We start from the raw sequence: 16,537 nt of genomic DNA, 5'->3' as shown, positions 1-16,537 counted from the left end.
CCGGATCGTCACTGCCACAGCACAGCTGGTGCGCTCCGGTCGATCAAATCCCGTCCGAGTACGACGAACCGTCGGTGCCCAGACTCGCCACGTACGTCCGGCAGGTCTCGTAGTCCGGCAGCAGGCCGGCCTCGCGCGCCTGTGCCAACGTCGGCGCGTCGGCGTCCTTGGCGGACAGCCGCGGCGACCCGGCCGGCCACTCGATGGCCAGCTCCGCATCGAGCGGGTGCACCCCGTGCTCGCCGGTCGGGTTGTAGGTGGTCGAGCAGAGGTAGCTCAGCGTCGCGTCGTCGGTCAGCGCGCAGAAGCCGTGCCCCAGCCCTTCGCTGAGGTACACCGCCCGCCGGTCGACGTCGTCGAGCCGGACGCTGTCCCAGCGGCCGAACGTCGGCGAGCCGACCCGCAGGTCCACCACCACGTCGAGCACCGCGCCCCGGACACAGGTGATGTACTTCGCCTGCCCGGGCGGCACGTCGGCGAAGTGGATGCCGCGCACCACGCCCCGGGCCGAGACCGACAGGTTGCCCTGCGCCAGGCGCAGCGGGTGCCCGACCGTCTCGGCGAGGCGGTCGAAGCGGTACCACTCCATGAACAGCCCGCGCGGGTCGCCGTGCTGCTGCGGGGTGATCTCCCAGGCGCCCTCGATGCCCAGCTCGCGCATCTTCACTTCGCCACCTCCGTTCGCGCCCGCGCGGCTCGCCGAGCCGGCTCGTGCCACGCGGTCATCGTCCCGCCGTCTCGTTCTTCTCCGCCAGCAGACCGAGCAGGTAGTCGCCGTAGCCGCTCTTGGTCAGCGGCTCGGCCAGCTCGCGCAGCCGGTCGTCGTCGATCAGGCCGGCCCGCCAGCAGACCTCCTCGACACAACCGATCTTCATACCCTGGCGTTCCTCGATCACCCGCACGAACTCGCCGGCCTGCATCATCGAGGTGAAGGTGCCGGTGTCCAGCCAGGCGGTGCCCCGGTCCAGCACGGTCACCGACAGCTCGCCGGCCGTCCGGTACGCCTCGTTCACCGCGGTGATCTCCAGCTCGCCCCGGGCGCTGGGCTTGAGGTCACGGGCGATCTCGACCACCCGGTTGTCGTAGAAGTACAGCCCCGGCACGGCGTAGCGGGACTTCGGCTTCTCCGGCTTCTCCTCGATCGAGAGCACCCGGCCGTCGGCGTCGAAGTCGACCACGCCGTACGCCTCCGGGTTGGCCACCGGGTACGCGAACACCCGACCGCCCACCGGATCGCCACCGGCGGCCAACTGCCGACCCAGGCCGGCGCCGTGGAAGATGTTGTCGCCCAGGACCAGCGCCACCGACTCGTCGCCGATGAAGTCCGCGCCCAGCACGAACGCCTGCGCGATGCCCTCCGGGCGGGCCTGCGTGACGTACTCCAGCCGCAGGCCCCACTGGCTGCCGTCACCGAGCAGCCGCTGGAACTGGGTCTGGTCCTCCGGCGTGGTGATCACCAGGATCTCGCGCACCCCGGACATCACCAGCGTCGACAGCGGGTAGTAGACCATCGGCTTGTCGAAGATCGGCATCAGCTGCTTGGAGACCGCCCGGGTGATCGGCCAGAGCCGGGACCCGGTGCCACCAGCGAGAAGGATTCCACGCACCCGGGGAGACTACCTGCACCGGCGTGAACCGGACACCGGGGTCGCCGTCCCCCGGCCCTGCTGCGGATTCGCGTACACTTCCGGACCCGTGAGGATTCTCGTCACCGGCGGAGCCGGATTCATCGGGTCGGAGTACGTACGGATGCTGCTGGGCGTGCCCGGCGGTGACGCGTCCGGGGTGCCCGCCGTCGAACCGGCCGCGGTGACCGTGCTGGACAAGCTGACCTACTCCGGCAACCTGGACAACCTCGCCCCGGTGCGCGACGACCAGCGGCTGCGCTTCGTGCAGGGCGACATCTGCGACCCGAAGCTGGTCGACGAGGTCGTCGCCGGTCACGACGTGATCGTGCACTTCGCCGCCGAATCGCACGTCGACCGCTCGATCGCCGGCGCCGCGCCGTTCGTCACCACCAACGTGCTGGGCACCCAGACGCTGCTCGACGCCGCCCTGCGCCACGGCACCGGCCGGTTCGTGCACGTCTCCACCGACGAGGTGTACGGCTCGATCGACTCCGGTTCCTGGACCGAGACCTGGCCGCTGTCGCCGAACTCCCCGTACTCGGCCTCCAAGGCCGGCTCGGACCTGCTCGCCCTGGCGTACCACCGCACCCACGGCATGGACGTGGTGGTCACCCGCTGCTCCAACAACTACGGGCCGTACCAGTTCCCGGAGAAGGTCATCCCGCTGTTCGTGACCAACCTGCTCGACGGCGGCACCGTCCCGCTCTACGGCGACGGCGGCAACGTGCGCGACTGGCTGCACGTGCACGACCACTGCCGGGGCATCGCCCTGGTGCAGCAGAAGGGCCGCGCCGGTGAGGTCTACAACATCGGCGGCGGCACCGAGCTGACCAACAAGGAGCTCACCGGCCGGCTGCTCGAGGCGTGCGGCGCCGACTGGGACCGGGTCGTCCCGGTCGCCGACCGCAAGGGCCACGACCGCCGCTACTCGCTGGACATCAGCAAGATCAACGCCGAGCTGGGGTACGCCCCGAGCATCGACCTCGACCGGGGCCTCGCCGAGACGGTGCAGTGGTACCGCGACAACCGGGCCTGGTGGGAGCCGCTGAAGGCGGCCAAGGCCGCATGACGCGCGTCCTCGTCACCGGCGCGGGCGGCATGCTCGGGCAGGACCTGCTGGCCGTGCTGGCCAACCGGTCCGACCGCACGGTGAGCGCTGCCACCCGCGCCGAACTGGACATCACCGACGCCGAGGCCGTCCGCGCCGCCGTCGCCGGGCACGACGTGGTGTTCAACACCGCCGCCTGGACCGACGTCGACGGCGCGGAGCAGGCCGAGGCGGCCGCCACTGCGGTCAACGGCGACGCCGTGGCGCACCTCGCCCGGGCCTGCGCCGACACCGGGGCCCGCCTGGTCCACGTCTCCACCGACTACGTGTTCCCGGGCAACGCGGACGCCCCGTACGCCGAGGACGCGCCGACCGACCCGATCAACGCGTACGGCCGCAGCAAGCTGGCCGGGGAGCGGGCCGTCGTCCGATTTCTCCCCGAAACGGGCTACGTGGTGCGTACCGCGTGGCTCTACGGCGCGCACGGGCCGAACTTCGTGGCCACCATGCTGCGCCTGGCCGGCCAGCGGGAGCACCTCGACGTGGTCGACGACCAACAGGGCCAGCCCACCTGGTCGTACGCCCTGGCCACCCAGTTGGTGGCGCTCGCCGACGCGGCGCTGGCCGGGCGGGCCCCCGCCGGGATCTACCACGGCACCTGCTCCGGCCGCACCACCTGGTACGGCCTGGCCCGCGCCGCGTTCGCCCTCGCCGGGCTCGACCCGGAACGGATCCGACCCACCACCAGCGACCGGTATCCCCGTCCCGCCCCCAGACCGGCGTACAGTGTGCTAGGGCACGACCGCTGGGCGGTGGCCGGACTGCCGCCACTGCCGGACTGGCACGACACGCTGTCCGACGCGTTCGACTCCCCCACTCCACCCGCCCCGTGGAAGGTCGCATGAAGCTCACCCTGGTCACCGGCCTGACCGGCCTGATCCTGCTCGTCACCATCGTCGAGCTGCTGCGTCGCCGGCAACTGCGCGAGAAGTACGGCATGCTCTGGCTCGCCGTGCTGCTGATCGTCATCCCGCTGTCGCTGTTCCCCCGGCTGCTGGACAACGTGGCCGGCACACTCGGCGTCGCCTCCGGCGTCAGCCTCGTGCTCTTCCTCGGCATCGTCTTCCTGCTGCTGGTGTGCGTGCACCTGAGCTGGGAGGTCAGCGCCCTGGAGGAGGAGACCCGCACCCTGGCCGAGGACTTCGCCCTGCTCCGCGCCGAGGTGGAGGCCGAGCGGGCGGCCCGGACCGCATCCGCCCGAGACGAACTGGTGTCCCACGATGGTTAACGGCAAGCGCGTACTGATCATCATCCCCGCGCTCAACGAGTCCGGCTCCATCGCCGACGTCGTCGGCGAGGTCCGCGGCGAACTGCCCGGCGTCGACGTGCTGGTCGTCGACGACGGGTCCACCGACCGCACCGCCGCCGTGGCCGCCGCCGCCGGCGCCCGGGTCGCGAAGCTGCCGTACAACCTCGGCGTCGGCGGGGCCATGCGGCTCGGCTACCGGTACGCCCGGGACAACGGCTTCGACGTCGCCATCCAGATCGACGCCGACGGCCAGCACGACCCGCGGTACGTGCCGAAGCTGGTCGACCTGCTCGACGAGGTCGACCTGGTCATCGGCGCCCGGTTCGCCGGCGAGGGCGACTACAGCGTCCGCGGCCCCCGCCGCTGGGCGATGGTCATGCTGTCCCTGGTGCTGTCCAAGGTCGCGAAGACGAAGCTCACCGACACCACGTCCGGCTTCCGGGCCGCCAACCGGCGGGTCATCGAGATGTTCGCCGCCTGGTACCCGGCCGAGTACCTCGGCGACACCGTCGAGACGCTGGTGCACACCGCCCGGCGCGGCTACACGATCCGCCAGGTCCCGGTCGCCATGCGCAAGCGGATGGCCGGCACCCCCAGCCACTCCCCCGCCAAGGCCATGATCTACCTGGGCCGCGCCTTCGCCGTACTGACGCTCGCGCTCATCCGCCGGTGATGCGGCGCCTGCTCAACCTCGTCCCGCCCGGCACCCTCGCGGTGGGTGCCGGGCTGGCGTTGCTCGGGCTGGCCTCCTACGTCCACCTCGCGGTGGCCGGACACAGCCTCACCGAGGCCGACTACTCCTCCCTGTCGGTGCTCTGGTCGATCGTCTTCACCCTCGGCATCGGCGTGTTCCTCCCCGTCGAACAGGAGATCGCCCGGGTCGTCGCCACCCGCCGCAGCCAGGGTCTGCCGCCGGGGCCGGTGCTGACCCGCGGCGCCACCCTCGCCGCCGGCGTGCTCGCGCTCATGGTGGTGGTCCTGCTCGCCGGCCACGACCTGCTCGCCGACCGGCTCTTCGCCGGCGACGGCGCGATGGTCTGGGTGCTCATCGGCTCACTCGCCGCCATGGCCGTGGCCTACACCACCCGAGGCGTCCTCTCCGGCCTGCAGCTCTTCCCCTGGTACGGCGGCCAGCTCGGCGTCGACGGCGGCCTGCGCATCGCCATGGTCGCCCTGCTCGGGCTCACCGGCGTCACCTCCCCCCTCTGGTACGGGCTGGTCCTGGTGATCGCCCCGCTGGTCGGCGTCCTGCTCACCCTGCCGCCGGTGCTGCGCGCCGTCGGCGGCGGCGTGCCGGTGGCCTGGGGCGCGCTGCTGCGCGGCCTCGGCCTACTCACCGTCTCCAGCCTGCTCTCCCAGGTCGTGGTCAACATCGGGGTGATCAACGTCCGGCTGCTCGACCCGTCCGACGTCGCCACCGCCGGGGCGCTGCTCTCCGCGCTGGTGCTGGTCCGCATCCCACTGTTCGTCTTCGCCTCCCTGCAGGCGTCCCTGCTGCCCGGCCTGGCCACCTCGGCCAGCACCGGCGACCTCGGCGGCTTCCACAACCTGCTGCGCCGGGCGCTCGGCATCGTCACCGCCCTGGGCGTGCTCGGCGCGGTCGGCGCGGTCGCCCTCGGCCCCTGGCTGGTCGGCGCCCTCTTCGACGCCTCCGACGTGCTCGGCCACGGCGACTTCGCCTGGCTGGCCGTGGCCACCCTGGCCTACCTGTGGGCGATGGTGCTCGGCCAGGGCCTGCTCGCCCTCGACCGGCACCGGGCCCAGGCCGTCGCCTGGACGATCGGCGTGGCCGCCCTGCTCGTCGTGACGCTCACCCCGATGTCGGTCGCGCTGCGCGTCGAACTCGCCTACGCCGTCGGTTCCGTCGTGGTGGCCGCCACCATGGCGCTGCTGCTGCGCCGCGGCAACCGTCCCCACCCCGTCCCTGCCCGGCCCCTCGACGAGGCCGTGGCGACCGGAGTTTCCGGAGGCATCCGATGACCCGCCCGCAGGTCTCCGCGGTGATGCTGGCCTACGGCGCCGAGCCGTACCTGGTCGACGCCGCCCGCGCCGTACTCGACAGCACCGACGTCGACATCGAGCTGATCGTGGTCGACAACGGCTGCACCGGCGACGGCATCGACATCGTCAAGGGCTTCCCCGGCGTCCGGGTGATCCGCCCCGAGGAGAACACCGGCTACTCCGGTGGCTGCCGGGTCGGCGCCGCCGAGGCGACCGGCGAATGGCTCGCGTTCGTCAACTCCGACGCCGTCGTCGCCCCCGACGCGCTGGCCAAGGTCGTCGCCGTGGCCGGCGAACCGGGCGTCGGCGCGGCGATGGCCTCGATCCGGCTCGCCGACGACCCCGAGCTGATCAACACCTCCGGCAACCCGCTGCACTTCACCGGTCTGTCCTGGGCCGGCGGCAACGGCGAGCCGGCCAGCGCCCACGCCGTCCGCACCACGGTGCCGTCGCTGAGTGGCTGCTGCTTCGTCATCAACCGGGCGCTCTGGCGGGAGCTGGACGGCTTCGCCGCCGAGTACTTCGCCTACCACGAGGACACCGAGCTGAGCCTGCGGCTCTGGCAGCGCAACCTGCGCCTGGAGTACGTCCCGGACGCCGTCGTGCGGCACCACTACGAGTTCTCCCGCAACGCGCTCAAGCTCTACCTGGTCGAGCGCAACCGGCTGGTCACCCTGCTCACCGCGTACGAGACCCGCACCCTGGTCGTGCTCGCACCCGTCCTGCTGCTCACCGAGGTGGCCATGCTCGCCGCCTCGCTCGCCGGCGGCTGGTCGAAGCAGAAGTTCAAGGGCTGGGGCTGGCTCTGGACCAACCGGGCCTGGCTGCGCGCCCGCCGCCGGCAGCTGCAGGCCGAGCGGACCGTTCCCGACGGGATCATCGCCGAGCTGATGACGGCGAAGGTGGCCCCGTCGAACGTCGACTCGCCGCCCGGCATGGGCGTCTTCAACGCCGTCGCCGCCGGCTACTGGGCCCTGGCCCGGCCGCTGCTGCGCACGCGCTGACCGTCCCCGCGAACGGCCGCCCCGGCAGGCTCCGGGCGGCCGTCGCCGTATCCGGCCTACGAACACCCTCCCCGCTGATCCACGTCGCCGCCTCGTCAGGCGCCCCGGCCGACCATCGACGAGCATCCGCTGCCGCACCACGCCCCTCCGTGGCCTGCACTTTCACGGAATGAGTGGCTATTCTGCGCAGGATAGCCACTCATTCCGTGAAACTGCTTGCAACGGCGGGGTGGTCTGGTGCGCGGGTGGTTGGGGGCCGGTCGTGGGCGTAGGACCGGCGGCGTGGACGCGGGCCGAGGGCGTGCTGGTCCGGACACGCCGCAGGGGCCGGGGAGAACCCCCGACCCCCGCGGACCTGAGGCCCTTACGCCTCCGGCTGCTCGTCCTGCTGGCCCTCCAGGTCCGCCGAGCCGGCGGACGTGGTCGGCTTGTGCGCCTCCTCGGTCGGCACGGTCGGCGTCTTGGCCCGGCCGCCGGCCGGCGCGGCGTCACCCGACGCGTCGCCGTCCAGCAGGGCGGTCAGCGCCGCACCGGTGATCCGCCGGAAGGTACGGCCCACCCGGGCGCGGTCCAGGACCGCCACCTCGAGCTGGTTGGCCGCGATGGTCCGGGCGGCACCGCCCTCACCGCCGACGCTGCTCAGCGCCCGCACGGCCACCCGCACCGCCTCGCTGAGCGTCATGTCCGGCCGGTGGTCGGACTTGAGGACGTTGGTGATCGCCTCGGCCTGCCCGCCCATCGCCATCCGGCCCGGCTCGTCGTTGACCGAACCGTCGTAGGTGATGCGGTAGAGCTCATCCTCCTCGGACGTGGCGCCGACCTGCGCCACGCAGATCTCCACCTCGAACGGCTTGGACTGCTCGGTGAAGATCGCGCCGAGGGTCTGCGCGAACGCGTTGGCCAGGGCGCGGCCGGTCACGTCACGCCGGTCGTAGCTCAGGCCGTTCAGGTCGGCCATCCGCACGCCGGCCCGGCGCAGGTTCTCGAACTCGTTGTAACGGCCGACGGCGGCGAAGCCGATCCGGTCGTAGATCTCGCTGACCTTGTGCAGGGCGCTGGAGAGGTTCTCCGCGACGAAGAGCACCCCACCGGTGTAGCTCAGGACCACCGCGCTACGGCCCCGGGCCACGCCCTTGCGGGCCAGCTCGGAGCGGTCGCGCATGATCTGCTCGGGCGAGGCGTAGAACTGCATGGCCACGGCGGCGGTTCTCCTTCGGGCGCTGTGCTGACGACTGCTGACTGCTGGGTGGGGTGGGAGCGGGGTCAGCCGCCCGGGTTCTCCATCCGCGCGGCGACGACCGACTCGGCGATCGACGCCGTCTGGGCGTCGGTGAGCCGGTGGGTGCCCTCGGCCGTCGCCGTCATCACCACCGGGTAGATCCGGCGGGTCAGGTCCGGCCCGCCGGTGGCGGTGTCGTCGTCGGCGGCGTCGTAGAGCGCCTCGACGGCCAGCCGGGTCGCGTCGTCGATCGACAGTCCCGCACGGAACCGCTTCTTCAGCGCCGACTTGGCGAAGAGCGAACCGGAGCCGATCGCGTCGTAGCCGGTCTCCTCGTACGGGCCGCCGGTCACGTCGAAGCTGAAGATCCGGCCCGCCCGGGCCGGGTCCTTCGCGGCCAGGTCGAAGCCGGCGAAGAGCGGGATCACCGCGAGGCCCTGCATGGCCGCGCCGAGGTTGCCGCGGATCATCGAGGCGAGCCGGTTGGCCTTGCCGTCGAGCGAGAGCATCGCGCCCTCGATCTTCTCGTAGTGCTCCAGCTCCACCTGGAACAGTCGCATCAGCTCGATGCCGATGCCGGCGGTGCCCGCGATGCCGACCAGCGAGTACGCGTCGGCCGGGTGCACCTTCTCGATGTCGCGCTGAGCGATGAGGTTGCCCATGGTGGCCCGTCGGTCGCCGGCCATCACCACGCCACCGGCGGCCGAGATGGCCACGATGGTCGTCGCGTGCGGTGCCATGTCGGCGGCCATGCCCGGCGGCAGCGGCCGACGGCCGGGCAGCATCTCGGGGGCCACCTGACTCAGGAACGTAGTGAAGGAGGACGTCCCCGCGTTGGTGAACACATCTGGTAGACGCCCGGATGGATCAAAACCCGCTGCCACGTGGTTCCTCTCAGGTACGTGATCGCCCTGGCCAGCCTCGTGGGACTGTCACGGAACCGGCCAAGACCACCGTTGCAGTTGAAGCAGAGTATCCCGCGCACCCACCCGGTGCGATGATCGTGGTCCAGATGTTGGGGATCTTCCCCGCCGCAGATCGCGCAGACGCCACCCTGCTCGGCGAGGAGTTCCTGGAACTCCTTCTCGCCCACGCCGTAGCGACGGCGCAGGTGGTACTCGCGACAGGGTTTGCCGAAGCTGCCGCGACCGTCGGGCCGACGACTGTTGGAGCAGAACTCATCGAGAGGCTTCCACTCATCGCAGTCGCGACAACGGCGGAGGCTGTCCCGATCATCAGACGGCCGAGGTGTGTCTGATTTGCCAGGCTACGCCCTATTGGCCCCCTTTCTGCACGTAGCCCCTGACAAATTCCTCGGCGTTCTCTTCCAGGACGGAGTCGATCTCGTCGAGCAGGTCGTCGACGTCCTCGGTGATCTCGGCGTGCCGCTCGGCGACCTCCGGGTTCGCCTCGGTGGTGACGTCCTCGATCTCCTCGCCCTGACGGGCCTTGCCCGACTGCGACTGCCCGCCGCTGTCACGAGTGGCCATGGCTGCCTCCTCCACGATCGTCTCCGATGAACTTACCTCGCCTGAGCGACGAAAAGCCCGTCGCGCGCCGGCTTGCGGCGCCCGCCGGGCCCCCGTCGACGGCCGGTCAGCCGCCGGTCAGCGTCTCCAGCAGGTCCTTGGCGCTCTCGCAGCGGTCGAAGAGGGCGCCGACGTGCTTGCGGGTGCCCCGCTCCGGCTCCATCATCGGCACCCGCACCAGCGACTCACGGCCGATGTCGAAGATCACCGAGTCCCAGCTCGCCGCCACCACCTCGGAGGCGTACTGGGCGAGGCAGCGGCCCCGGAAGTAGGCCCGGGTGTCCTCCGGCGGCTCCACCATCGCGGTGCGGGTCTGCTCGTCGTCGAGCAGCGTCTTCATCGAGCCCCGCGAGACCAGCCGGTGGTAGAGGCCCTTCTCCGGGCGAACGTCGGAGTACTGCAGGTCGACCAGCTGGAGCTTGTGCGAGCCCCAGCCCAGCTTCTCCCGCTCCCGGTAGCCCTCCAGCAGCCGCAGCTTGGCCACCCAGTCCAGCTCCTCGGCGCAGAGGAACGCGTCGCGGCCGAGGCGGTCCAGCACGCTCTCCCAGCGGTCGAGCACGTCGACGGTCTGCGCGTCCACGTCGTCGCCGTACCGGTCGTCCACGAAGGACCGGACCCGCTCCAGGTACGCCCACTGCACGTCCAGGGCGGTCAGCCGGCGGCCGTCGCGCATCCGCATGAGGTGCGTGAGCGACGGGTCGTGGCTGACCGCGCGCAGCTCGGCGACCGGGTCGGCGATGCCGAGGTCGGCCCCGAGCGCCTTCTCCTCGATCATGGTGAGGATCAGCGCCGTGGTGCCGACCTTCAAGTAGGTGGAGATCTCCGACAGGTTGGCGTCGCCGATGATGACGTGCAGTCGGCGGTACTTGTCGGCGTCGGCGTGCGGCTCGTCGCGGGTGTTGATGATGGGCCGCTTCAGGGTGGTCTCCAACCCCACCTCGACCTCGAAGAAGTCGGCCCGCTGCGAGATCTGGAAGCCGCTCTGGCCACCGTCCTGGCCGATGCCGACGCGGCCGGCGCCGCAGACGATCTGCCGGGTGACGAAGAACGGGGTCAGGTACGCCACGATGTCGGCGAACGGGGTCTGCCGCCGCATGAGGTAGTTCTCGTGCGCGCCGTAGCTGGCGCCCTTGTTGTCGGTGTTGTTCTTGTAGAGGTGGATCGGCTGGGTGCCGGGGATGGTGGCGGCGCGGCGGGCGGCCTCGGCCATCACCCGCTCGCCCGCCTTGTCCCAGCGGACCACGTCCAGCGGGTTGGTCACCTCGGGAGTGGAGTACTCCGGGTGCGCGTGGTCGACGTAGAGCCGCGCGCCGTTGGTGAGTATCACGTTGGCCAGGCCGAGGTCCTCGTCGGCGAGCGCCTCGGCGGGGTCGTACGCGGCGCCGGAGTAGGTGAAGCCGCGGGCGTCGCGCAGCGGCGACTCCTCCTCGTAGTCCCAGCGGGCGCGGCCGCCCCGGTTGAGTTCCGGACGCGCCCCGTAGGCGTTGACCACCTGCGAGGAGGTGACCATCGGGTTGGCTCCGGCCTGACCGGGCACGGAGATGCCGTACTCGACCTCGGTGCCCATGATTCGTCTGACGCTCATCGACCTACCTGCTCCGCTCGCCCAACCCGGTCCCCCGTCCATGTCGAGCGTAGTCGCCCTCAGGGCGTGGAGGGGCACGCCGGCACAGCCGGCGTCGTCTGCGGGGTGCCGGGCGGAGGTGGCGGGTCGGAGGGGAGCACGTCGCACTCGGGCACGGCCAGGGGGACCCAGGTGACCCGTTCCCGCAGCGCCGGGTCATTGACCAGCATCCAGTGCACGCGCCGCTGGGCGCGCCAGTCGGCGGCGATGAACCGGATCGGCCCGGTGACCCGCCGGGCCATCTCGTGGGTGCGGTCCGGTTCGTCGAACACGATGCTGTAGACGCCGGGCTCGGTGCGGGCGGTGGTGCCGTGCAGGGCGGAGAGGCAGAGCGTCTCCACGTATGCCCGGTAGGCGCCGCGGTCGAGCACGATGGTGGTGACGCCGGGCTGGTCGGGGTAGCGCTGCTGGGCGTCGGCGCAGACCCAGGCCACTCTGGACGGCAGGCTCAGGTCCTGGTGGACCCAGCGTTGGGTCCAGGTCTGGTGGTGGGCGACGAGCAGGCTGTGGTGCCATCCGGTGACCCCGCACAGGGTGACGGCGAGGGCCGCCACGAGCACCGCGCCGAGGACGCCGGTGGCGCTGGCGGTGATCGCGCGCCAGGACCGGCCGAGGCGGGGCGCGGGCAGCAGCCGGACGACGGCCGCGGCGCCGACGACGAGCAGCGCGGTGGCCAGGTGGGTGGACTTGATGAAGTAGTAGCCGGGTTCGACGCCGGAGGTGGTGTTGTACCGGGCGATGCCCAGCGGCAGGGCGACGCCGACGGCGCAGACGAGCAGCCAGCGCCGCCAGGCGGGGTCGGCGCGGCGGATCTGCACGAGCAGGGCGACGCCGACGATCCCACCGAGCCAGATCAGGGCGCGCCAGGCTTCGGTGCGCGCGCCGATCCCGCCACCGACGTCCAGCGCCTCGGTCTGCTCGGCGCGGAGCACGCCGAGCAGGGGGGCGACGAGGGCGAGCGCGGTGCCGGCGAGGCCGACGGTGAGCACGGTGACCCAGCGGCGCAGCGCCTCCCGCCAGTGCCCGACGACCCAGCAGAGCACGAGCACGGCGGCGGGCGGGAGGAAGAGGTAGTAGGTGAAGCCGACGCCGACGAGCAGGGCGACCAGCAGCACGAACTGCTCGCGGGTGCCGGCGACGGGACGGCCGACGAGGGCGGCGAGGAGCACCGTGAGAGTGAGCCCGAGGACCTCGGTCGGGTAGCCGGAGAGCAGCAGCCGGGGCAGTTGGGTGCCGAGCAGCAGCGCGCAGACCACCACGGTGAGGGCGGCGCGGTGCAGCAGGTGGATGGGGCCGGAGATCCGCTGGGCGGCCCAGTTCACCGCGAGCACGAACAGCCCGAAGCCGGCGAGGGTCCAGCCGGCGTAGTGGGCGACGGCGTCGGCGCCGCGGGGGTCGGCGCCGGCGGGCACGAGGAACCCGTCGAGCATGGCGGCCAGGAGGTGCCAGCCCTGGGGGTAGTACAGGAGTTGGGAGAGGATCTGGTCCTTGGCGGCGGCGGGGTCGACGAAGGCGTACCCGCCGAGGCGGCCGATGACGTCGAACATGGCCAGGTGGCGCCAGTTGTCCTCGCCCCGGCCGAGGATGCTCAGCTGGTCGGCGAGGTCGGGTGCGCGCCGCCACGGCCCGCTGAGGTAGATCATCATCCCGGCGGTGGCGACGACGGGGAACAGGTCGGCCCAGCCGGGGCGGGGCAGCCGGGGGCGCCGCCGCAGCGCCGCCGCGGTGAGCACGACCACGGTGAGGGCGAGCCCGGTCAGCGGCACGGGCCGCATGCCCCAGGGCCAGACCGCGAAGAGCAGCCCGCCGGCGGTGGCGGCGCCGAGCAGCAGCGCGAGCGCGAGCATCAGCCGGTCGAGGAGGGTACGCCCACCGCGCAGCACACTGGCCGTGGCGAGCAGCACCAGCGGGAGCAGCAGCCATTCGCGGTGCACGGCGTGCGCGGCGAGGGGGGCGAGCCAGGCGGCCGTGAGCCCGGCCAGCACCGCCACGAGCGCGCGTCGGCGACGGCGCGGGGTGGCGGAGGCCGGGTGCTGGTCCTCGACCGCCGTGCGGGTAGGCGGCTCGACGACGGTGAGCTCGGGCAGCACGAGACTCCTCGGCAAGTCGACGGCGGTGTGGGAATTCTAGCGACGAGTCCGGCATTCCGCCCGCCGGGAGCGGGTCGCCCCGGTGAACGTGTCGTGACATGCGGGAAGGGCCCGCGGTGTGCGCCGCGGGCCCTTCCGACGTCGTCCGGTCAGAGGTACTGGCCGGTGTTGCTGGCGGTCTCGATGGAGCGGCCGGCTTCCGCGCCCTTGCCGCCGGAGACGAGGGTGCGGATGTAGACGATCCGCTCGCCCTTCTTGCCGGAGATGCGGGCCCAGTCGTCCGGGTTGGTGGTGTTGGGCAGGTCCTCGTTCTCGCGGAACTCGTCGACGCAGGCGTCGAGGAGGTGCTGCAACCGCAGCCCCTTGCGCCCGGAGGTGAGGAACTCCTTGATCGCCATCTTCTTGCCGCGGTCGACGATGTTCTGGATCATCGCGCCGGAGTTGAAGTCCTTGAAGTAGAGGACTTCCTTGTCACCGTTGGCGTAGGTGACCTCCAGGAAGCGGTTCTCCTCGGTCTCGGAGTACATCCGCAGCACCACCGCGTCGATCATCGCGGCCACGGTGGCCTGGGCGTCGCCGCCGTGTTCGGCCAGGTCGTCGGGGTGCAGCGGCAGGCCGGAGAGGATGTACTTGGAGAAGATGTCCTTGGCCGCCTCGGCGTCCGGACGCTCGATCTTGATCTTCACGTCGAGCCGGCCGGGGCGCAGGATGGCCGGGTCGATCATGTCCTCCCGGTTGGAGGCGCCGATCACGATGACGTTCTCCAGCCCCTCCACGCCGTCGATCTCGCTGAGCAGCTGCGGGACGATGGTGTTCTCCACGTCCGAGGAGACACCGGAGCCGCGGGTCCGGAAGATCGAGTCCATCTCGTCGAAGAACACGATCACCGGGGTGCCCTCGCCGGCCTTCTCCCGGGCCCGCTGGAAGATCAGCCGGATGTGCCGCTCGGTCTCGCCGACGTACTTGTTGAGCAGCTCCGGGCCCTTGATGTTGAGGAAGAAGCTGGTGTGCTTCTCCTTGCCCTGCCGCTCGGCGATCTTCTTGGCCAGCGAGTTGGCCACCGCCTTGGCGATGAGCGTCTTGCCGCAACCCGGCGGGCCGTACAGCAGGATGCCCTTGGGCGGGCGCAGCTGGTGCTCACGGAACAGGTCGGCGTGCAGGAAGGGCAGCTCCACCGCGTCGCGGATCTGCTCGATCTGCGCCTGGAGGCCGCCGATGTCGGTGTAGTCGACGTCGGGCACCTCCTCCAGGACCAGCTCTTCGACCTCGCTCTTCGGGATCCGCTCGTACGCGTACGCCGAGCGGGGCTCGATCATCAGCGAGTCGCCGGCCCGGATCGACGTGCCGATCAGGGTGTCGGCGAGGTGCACGATGCGCTCCTCGTCGGAGTGCGACACCACCAGCGCCCGGTCGCCCGGTGTGCCGTCGGGACCCGCGAGGATCTCCTTGAGCATCACCACCTCGCCGACCCGCTCGTAGCCGAACGCGTCGACCACGTTGAGCGCGTCGTTGAGCAGGACCTCCTGGCCGCGCCGCAGCTCGGCGGCGTCCAGCGAGGGTGAGACGGCCACGCGGAGCTTGCGCCCGCCGGTGAAGATGTCCACCGTGCCGTCGTCGTGCCGCGCGAGGAAGACCCCGTAACCGCTCGGCGGCTGTGCCAGGCGGTCGATCTCCTCCTTGAGCGTCACGATCTGCGCGCGAGCCTCCTTGAGGGTGCTCACGAGCCGGTCGTTGTTCTCGGTGAGCCGCGCCAACTGTGCCTGGGTGGCCGCCAGCCGCTCTTCGAGCTGCCGGACGTGTCGGGGGCTTTCGGTCAACTTGCGCCGCACCAGAGCGAGTTCCTCTTGCAGGAACGCGACCTGCGTGGAGAGATCGTGGGCTTCCTTCTCCCACCGTGCGGCGCGCGAGTCCGCGTCGTCGCTGCGTGCCACGTCCCACCTCCCCGGGGGGCTTGAACGTTCTGCCCTAACACTAGCCGCTATGAGGCCGATTCGGTCCTACGCAACGCCCTCGTCACCGAACCTTGATCGCGACGGGACGCCTGAGGGGCAGGTCCGGGCGTTCGGGTACCGTCGAGGCGTGGGACGGGAGAACATGGGGGGTGCACCGGTGACGGAGGTCGCGACGGACCAGCTTCAGGTCTGGGTGGATCAGGACCTATGCACGGGCGACGGGCTCTGCGTGCAGTACGCGCCGGAGGTCTTCGAGTTCGACGTCGACGGCCTGGCGTACGTCAAGGGCCCCGACGGCGAGCTGCGGCAGGCGCCGGGCGCCCGCGTCGACGTGCCGGAGCACCTGCGCCTCGAGGTGATCGACTCCGCGAAGGAGTGCCCGGGCGAGTGCATCCACGTGGTGCGCGGCAGCGACGGGGTCGAGGTGGCCGGCCCGGAGGCCGAGGACGACTGAGCCGCCCGCGGGCGGCGGTGCGGGCCGCGGACGACCTGGTCGTCCGCGGCTCTCGCGTACTCAGAGCACCGGGCGGCCGACCACCGAGGCGACCAGCCGGGCGAACTCCTCCAGCCGGGCGATCTGACCGGCCCCGCCGTCGTCGAGCGTCTTGCCGAAGCGCAGCGCGTCGTGCCGGGGCGCGCCGACGACCTCGTCGCCGGGCGGCGCCTCGTCCAGCGAGGTCAGCAGCAGGTAGACGTCGATGCTGTCGACCCGGACCTCGCCGGTGTCGGCGCGGGTCAGCCGCCGCCGGCAGCCGACCTCGGTGACCGTGGAGACCGGCACCACCCGCAGCGAGGAGGTCATCGAGCCGGGCGGCCCCTCCCCCGGCGGCACGTCCTCGCCGTGCCACAGCACCAGCCGGCTGCCGTCGCAGACGACGACCTCCTGCCAGACCCCGTTGACCTCGTTGACGAAGCGTTCCAGTGTGAAGCCGAGCACCGACGCCCCGCGCAGCACCCCGTGCAGGGCCTCGAGCGCGATGTCCGGGTCGCGCAGGTACGCCCGCGCGGCCGACTCCAGGTCGGTGTAGGGCGACCAGTCCGGGAACACGGCCGGCAGTTCACCACCGCCGAAACCCGGCCGACTCATGCCATCTCCCCCAGGTCGTGCCGCCGACCCGCACCGGCCGGCGGAA

At 71.6% G+C, this 16,537-nt stretch carries 18 protein-coding genes; 8 read left to right on the top strand and 10 right to left on the bottom strand.

What is annotated here, in order from left to right; all coding sequences use genetic code 11:
* Positions 1-43: 43 nt before the first annotated feature.
* Positions 44-667 (bottom strand): dTDP-4-dehydrorhamnose 3,5-epimerase family protein, encoded by a 624-nt coding sequence (locus ACPFP2_RS24155; protein WP_424091671.1) that lies wholly within the window; start codon positions 665-667, stop codon positions 44-46.
* Between the two features lie 55 nt (positions 668-722).
* Positions 723-1,607: a glucose-1-phosphate thymidylyltransferase RfbA gene (gene rfbA, locus ACPFP2_RS24150; protein ID WP_424091670.1), complete on the bottom strand. Its 885-nt coding sequence runs from the start codon at positions 1,605-1,607 to the stop codon at positions 723-725.
* An 88-nt stretch (positions 1,608-1,695) separates the two neighbouring features.
* On the opposite strand from rfbA, the gene rfbB reads away from it, so the two are divergent.
* From rfbB to ACPFP2_RS24120, 6 genes are read left to right on the top strand one after another with little or no spacing between them, the layout of a single operon-like run.
* Positions 1,696-2,697 carry a dTDP-glucose 4,6-dehydratase gene (rfbB, locus tag ACPFP2_RS24145; protein ID WP_424091667.1) on the top strand — a complete coding sequence of 334 codons (1,002 nt, stop codon included), beginning with the start codon at positions 1,696-1,698 and terminating at the stop codon, positions 2,695-2,697.
* Entirely contained in the window at positions 2,694-3,581 is an 888-nt protein-coding gene (rfbD, locus tag ACPFP2_RS24140; protein ID WP_424091666.1) for a dTDP-4-dehydrorhamnose reductase, read from the top strand. The genes rfbB and rfbD overlap by 4 nt, the downstream gene beginning before the upstream one ends.
* Positions 3,578-3,964, top strand: coding sequence for a DUF2304 domain-containing protein (locus ACPFP2_RS24135; protein WP_088978778.1), 387 nt, complete (start codon positions 3,578-3,580; stop codon positions 3,962-3,964). Before rfbD ends, ACPFP2_RS24135 begins: the two co-directional genes overlap by 4 nt.
* Positions 3,957-4,658 carry a glycosyltransferase family 2 protein gene (locus tag ACPFP2_RS24130; protein WP_424091664.1) on the top strand — a complete coding sequence of 234 codons (702 nt, stop codon included), beginning with the start codon at positions 3,957-3,959 and terminating at the stop codon, positions 4,656-4,658. The genes ACPFP2_RS24135 and ACPFP2_RS24130 overlap by 8 nt, the downstream gene beginning before the upstream one ends.
* Complete coding sequence (locus ACPFP2_RS24125) at positions 4,658-5,965, top strand: lipopolysaccharide biosynthesis protein (protein ID WP_424091662.1); 1,308 nt, start codon at positions 4,658-4,660, stop codon at positions 5,963-5,965. Before ACPFP2_RS24130 ends, ACPFP2_RS24125 begins: the two co-directional genes overlap by 1 nt.
* Positions 5,962-6,990 (top strand): glycosyltransferase family 2 protein, encoded by a 1,029-nt coding sequence (locus tag ACPFP2_RS24120; RefSeq protein ID WP_424091660.1) that lies wholly within the window; start codon positions 5,962-5,964, stop codon positions 6,988-6,990. Before ACPFP2_RS24125 ends, ACPFP2_RS24120 begins: the two co-directional genes overlap by 4 nt.
* A 364-nt stretch (positions 6,991-7,354) precedes the next feature.
* Here ACPFP2_RS24120 and prcA read toward each other — a convergent pair whose 3' ends face one another.
* The 3 genes from prcA to ACPFP2_RS24105 all read right to left on the bottom strand — a co-directional run bounded on the left by prcA (position 7,355) and on the right by ACPFP2_RS24105 (position 9,302).
* Positions 7,355-8,188: a proteasome subunit alpha gene (gene prcA / locus ACPFP2_RS24115; RefSeq protein WP_424091658.1), complete on the bottom strand. Its 834-nt coding sequence runs from the start codon at positions 8,186-8,188 to the stop codon at positions 7,355-7,357.
* Between the two features lie 65 nt (positions 8,189-8,253).
* The gene (gene prcB / locus ACPFP2_RS24110; RefSeq protein WP_424091657.1) at positions 8,254-9,093 is read right to left on the bottom strand and encodes a proteasome subunit beta; all 840 of its coding nucleotides are present in this window, start codon (positions 9,091-9,093) and stop codon (positions 8,254-8,256) included.
* Positions 9,012-9,302 carry an endonuclease VII domain-containing protein gene (locus tag ACPFP2_RS24105; protein WP_424091656.1) on the bottom strand — a complete coding sequence of 97 codons (291 nt, stop codon included), beginning with the start codon at positions 9,300-9,302 and terminating at the stop codon, positions 9,012-9,014. The genes prcB and ACPFP2_RS24105 overlap by 82 nt, the downstream gene beginning before the upstream one ends.
* On the opposite strand from ACPFP2_RS24105, the gene ACPFP2_RS24100 reads away from it, so the two are divergent.
* Positions 9,222-9,467, top strand: a complete 246-nt coding sequence (locus ACPFP2_RS24100; protein WP_424091739.1) for a hypothetical protein — start codon at positions 9,222-9,224, stop codon at positions 9,465-9,467. The two genes, ACPFP2_RS24105 and ACPFP2_RS24100, sit on opposite strands and share 81 nt — an antisense overlap.
* 16 nt (positions 9,468-9,483) lie before the next feature.
* Here the strand turns inward: ACPFP2_RS24100 and ACPFP2_RS24095 are convergent, their stop codons facing one another.
* The 4 genes from ACPFP2_RS24095 to arc all read right to left on the bottom strand — a co-directional run bounded on the left by ACPFP2_RS24095 (position 9,484) and on the right by arc (position 15,383).
* Positions 9,484-9,699 carry a ubiquitin-like protein Pup gene (locus ACPFP2_RS24095; RefSeq protein ID WP_074477166.1) on the bottom strand — a complete coding sequence of 72 codons (216 nt, stop codon included), beginning with the start codon at positions 9,697-9,699 and terminating at the stop codon, positions 9,484-9,486.
* Between the two features lie 106 nt (positions 9,700-9,805).
* Positions 9,806-11,323 carry a depupylase/deamidase Dop gene (gene dop, locus ACPFP2_RS24090; protein ID WP_424091653.1) on the bottom strand — a complete coding sequence of 506 codons (1,518 nt, stop codon included), beginning with the start codon at positions 11,321-11,323 and terminating at the stop codon, positions 9,806-9,808.
* Between the two features lie 59 nt (positions 11,324-11,382).
* Entirely contained in the window at positions 11,383-13,452 is a 2,070-nt protein-coding gene (locus ACPFP2_RS24085; RefSeq protein WP_424091651.1) for a hypothetical protein, read from the bottom strand.
* A gap of 149 nt (positions 13,453-13,601) precedes the next feature.
* Positions 13,602-15,383, bottom strand: coding sequence for a proteasome ATPase (gene arc / locus ACPFP2_RS24080; RefSeq protein ID WP_424091649.1), 1,782 nt, complete (start codon positions 15,381-15,383; stop codon positions 13,602-13,604).
* A gap of 178 nt (positions 15,384-15,561) precedes the next feature.
* Here arc and ACPFP2_RS24075 point away from each other — a divergent pair, with 178 nt between their 5' ends.
* Entirely contained in the window at positions 15,562-15,858 is a 297-nt protein-coding gene (locus tag ACPFP2_RS24075) for a ferredoxin (protein WP_424091647.1), read from the top strand.
* A gap of 60 nt (positions 15,859-15,918) precedes the next feature.
* On the opposite strand, the gene ACPFP2_RS24070 is transcribed toward ACPFP2_RS24075, so the two are convergent.
* Positions 15,919-16,491, bottom strand: coding sequence for a hypothetical protein (locus ACPFP2_RS24070; RefSeq protein WP_363878138.1), 573 nt, complete (start codon positions 16,489-16,491; stop codon positions 15,919-15,921).
* Between the last annotated feature and the right edge of the window lie 46 nt (positions 16,492-16,537).

Origin of the sequence: Micromonospora citrea (genome assembly GCF_049629545.1) — a bacterium.
Lineage (GTDB): Bacteria > Actinomycetota > Actinomycetes > Mycobacteriales > Micromonosporaceae > Micromonospora > Micromonospora citrea_A.
The sequence above is the reverse complement of the archived record's forward strand: the minus strand, read 5'-3'. Positions and strand labels throughout refer to the sequence as shown.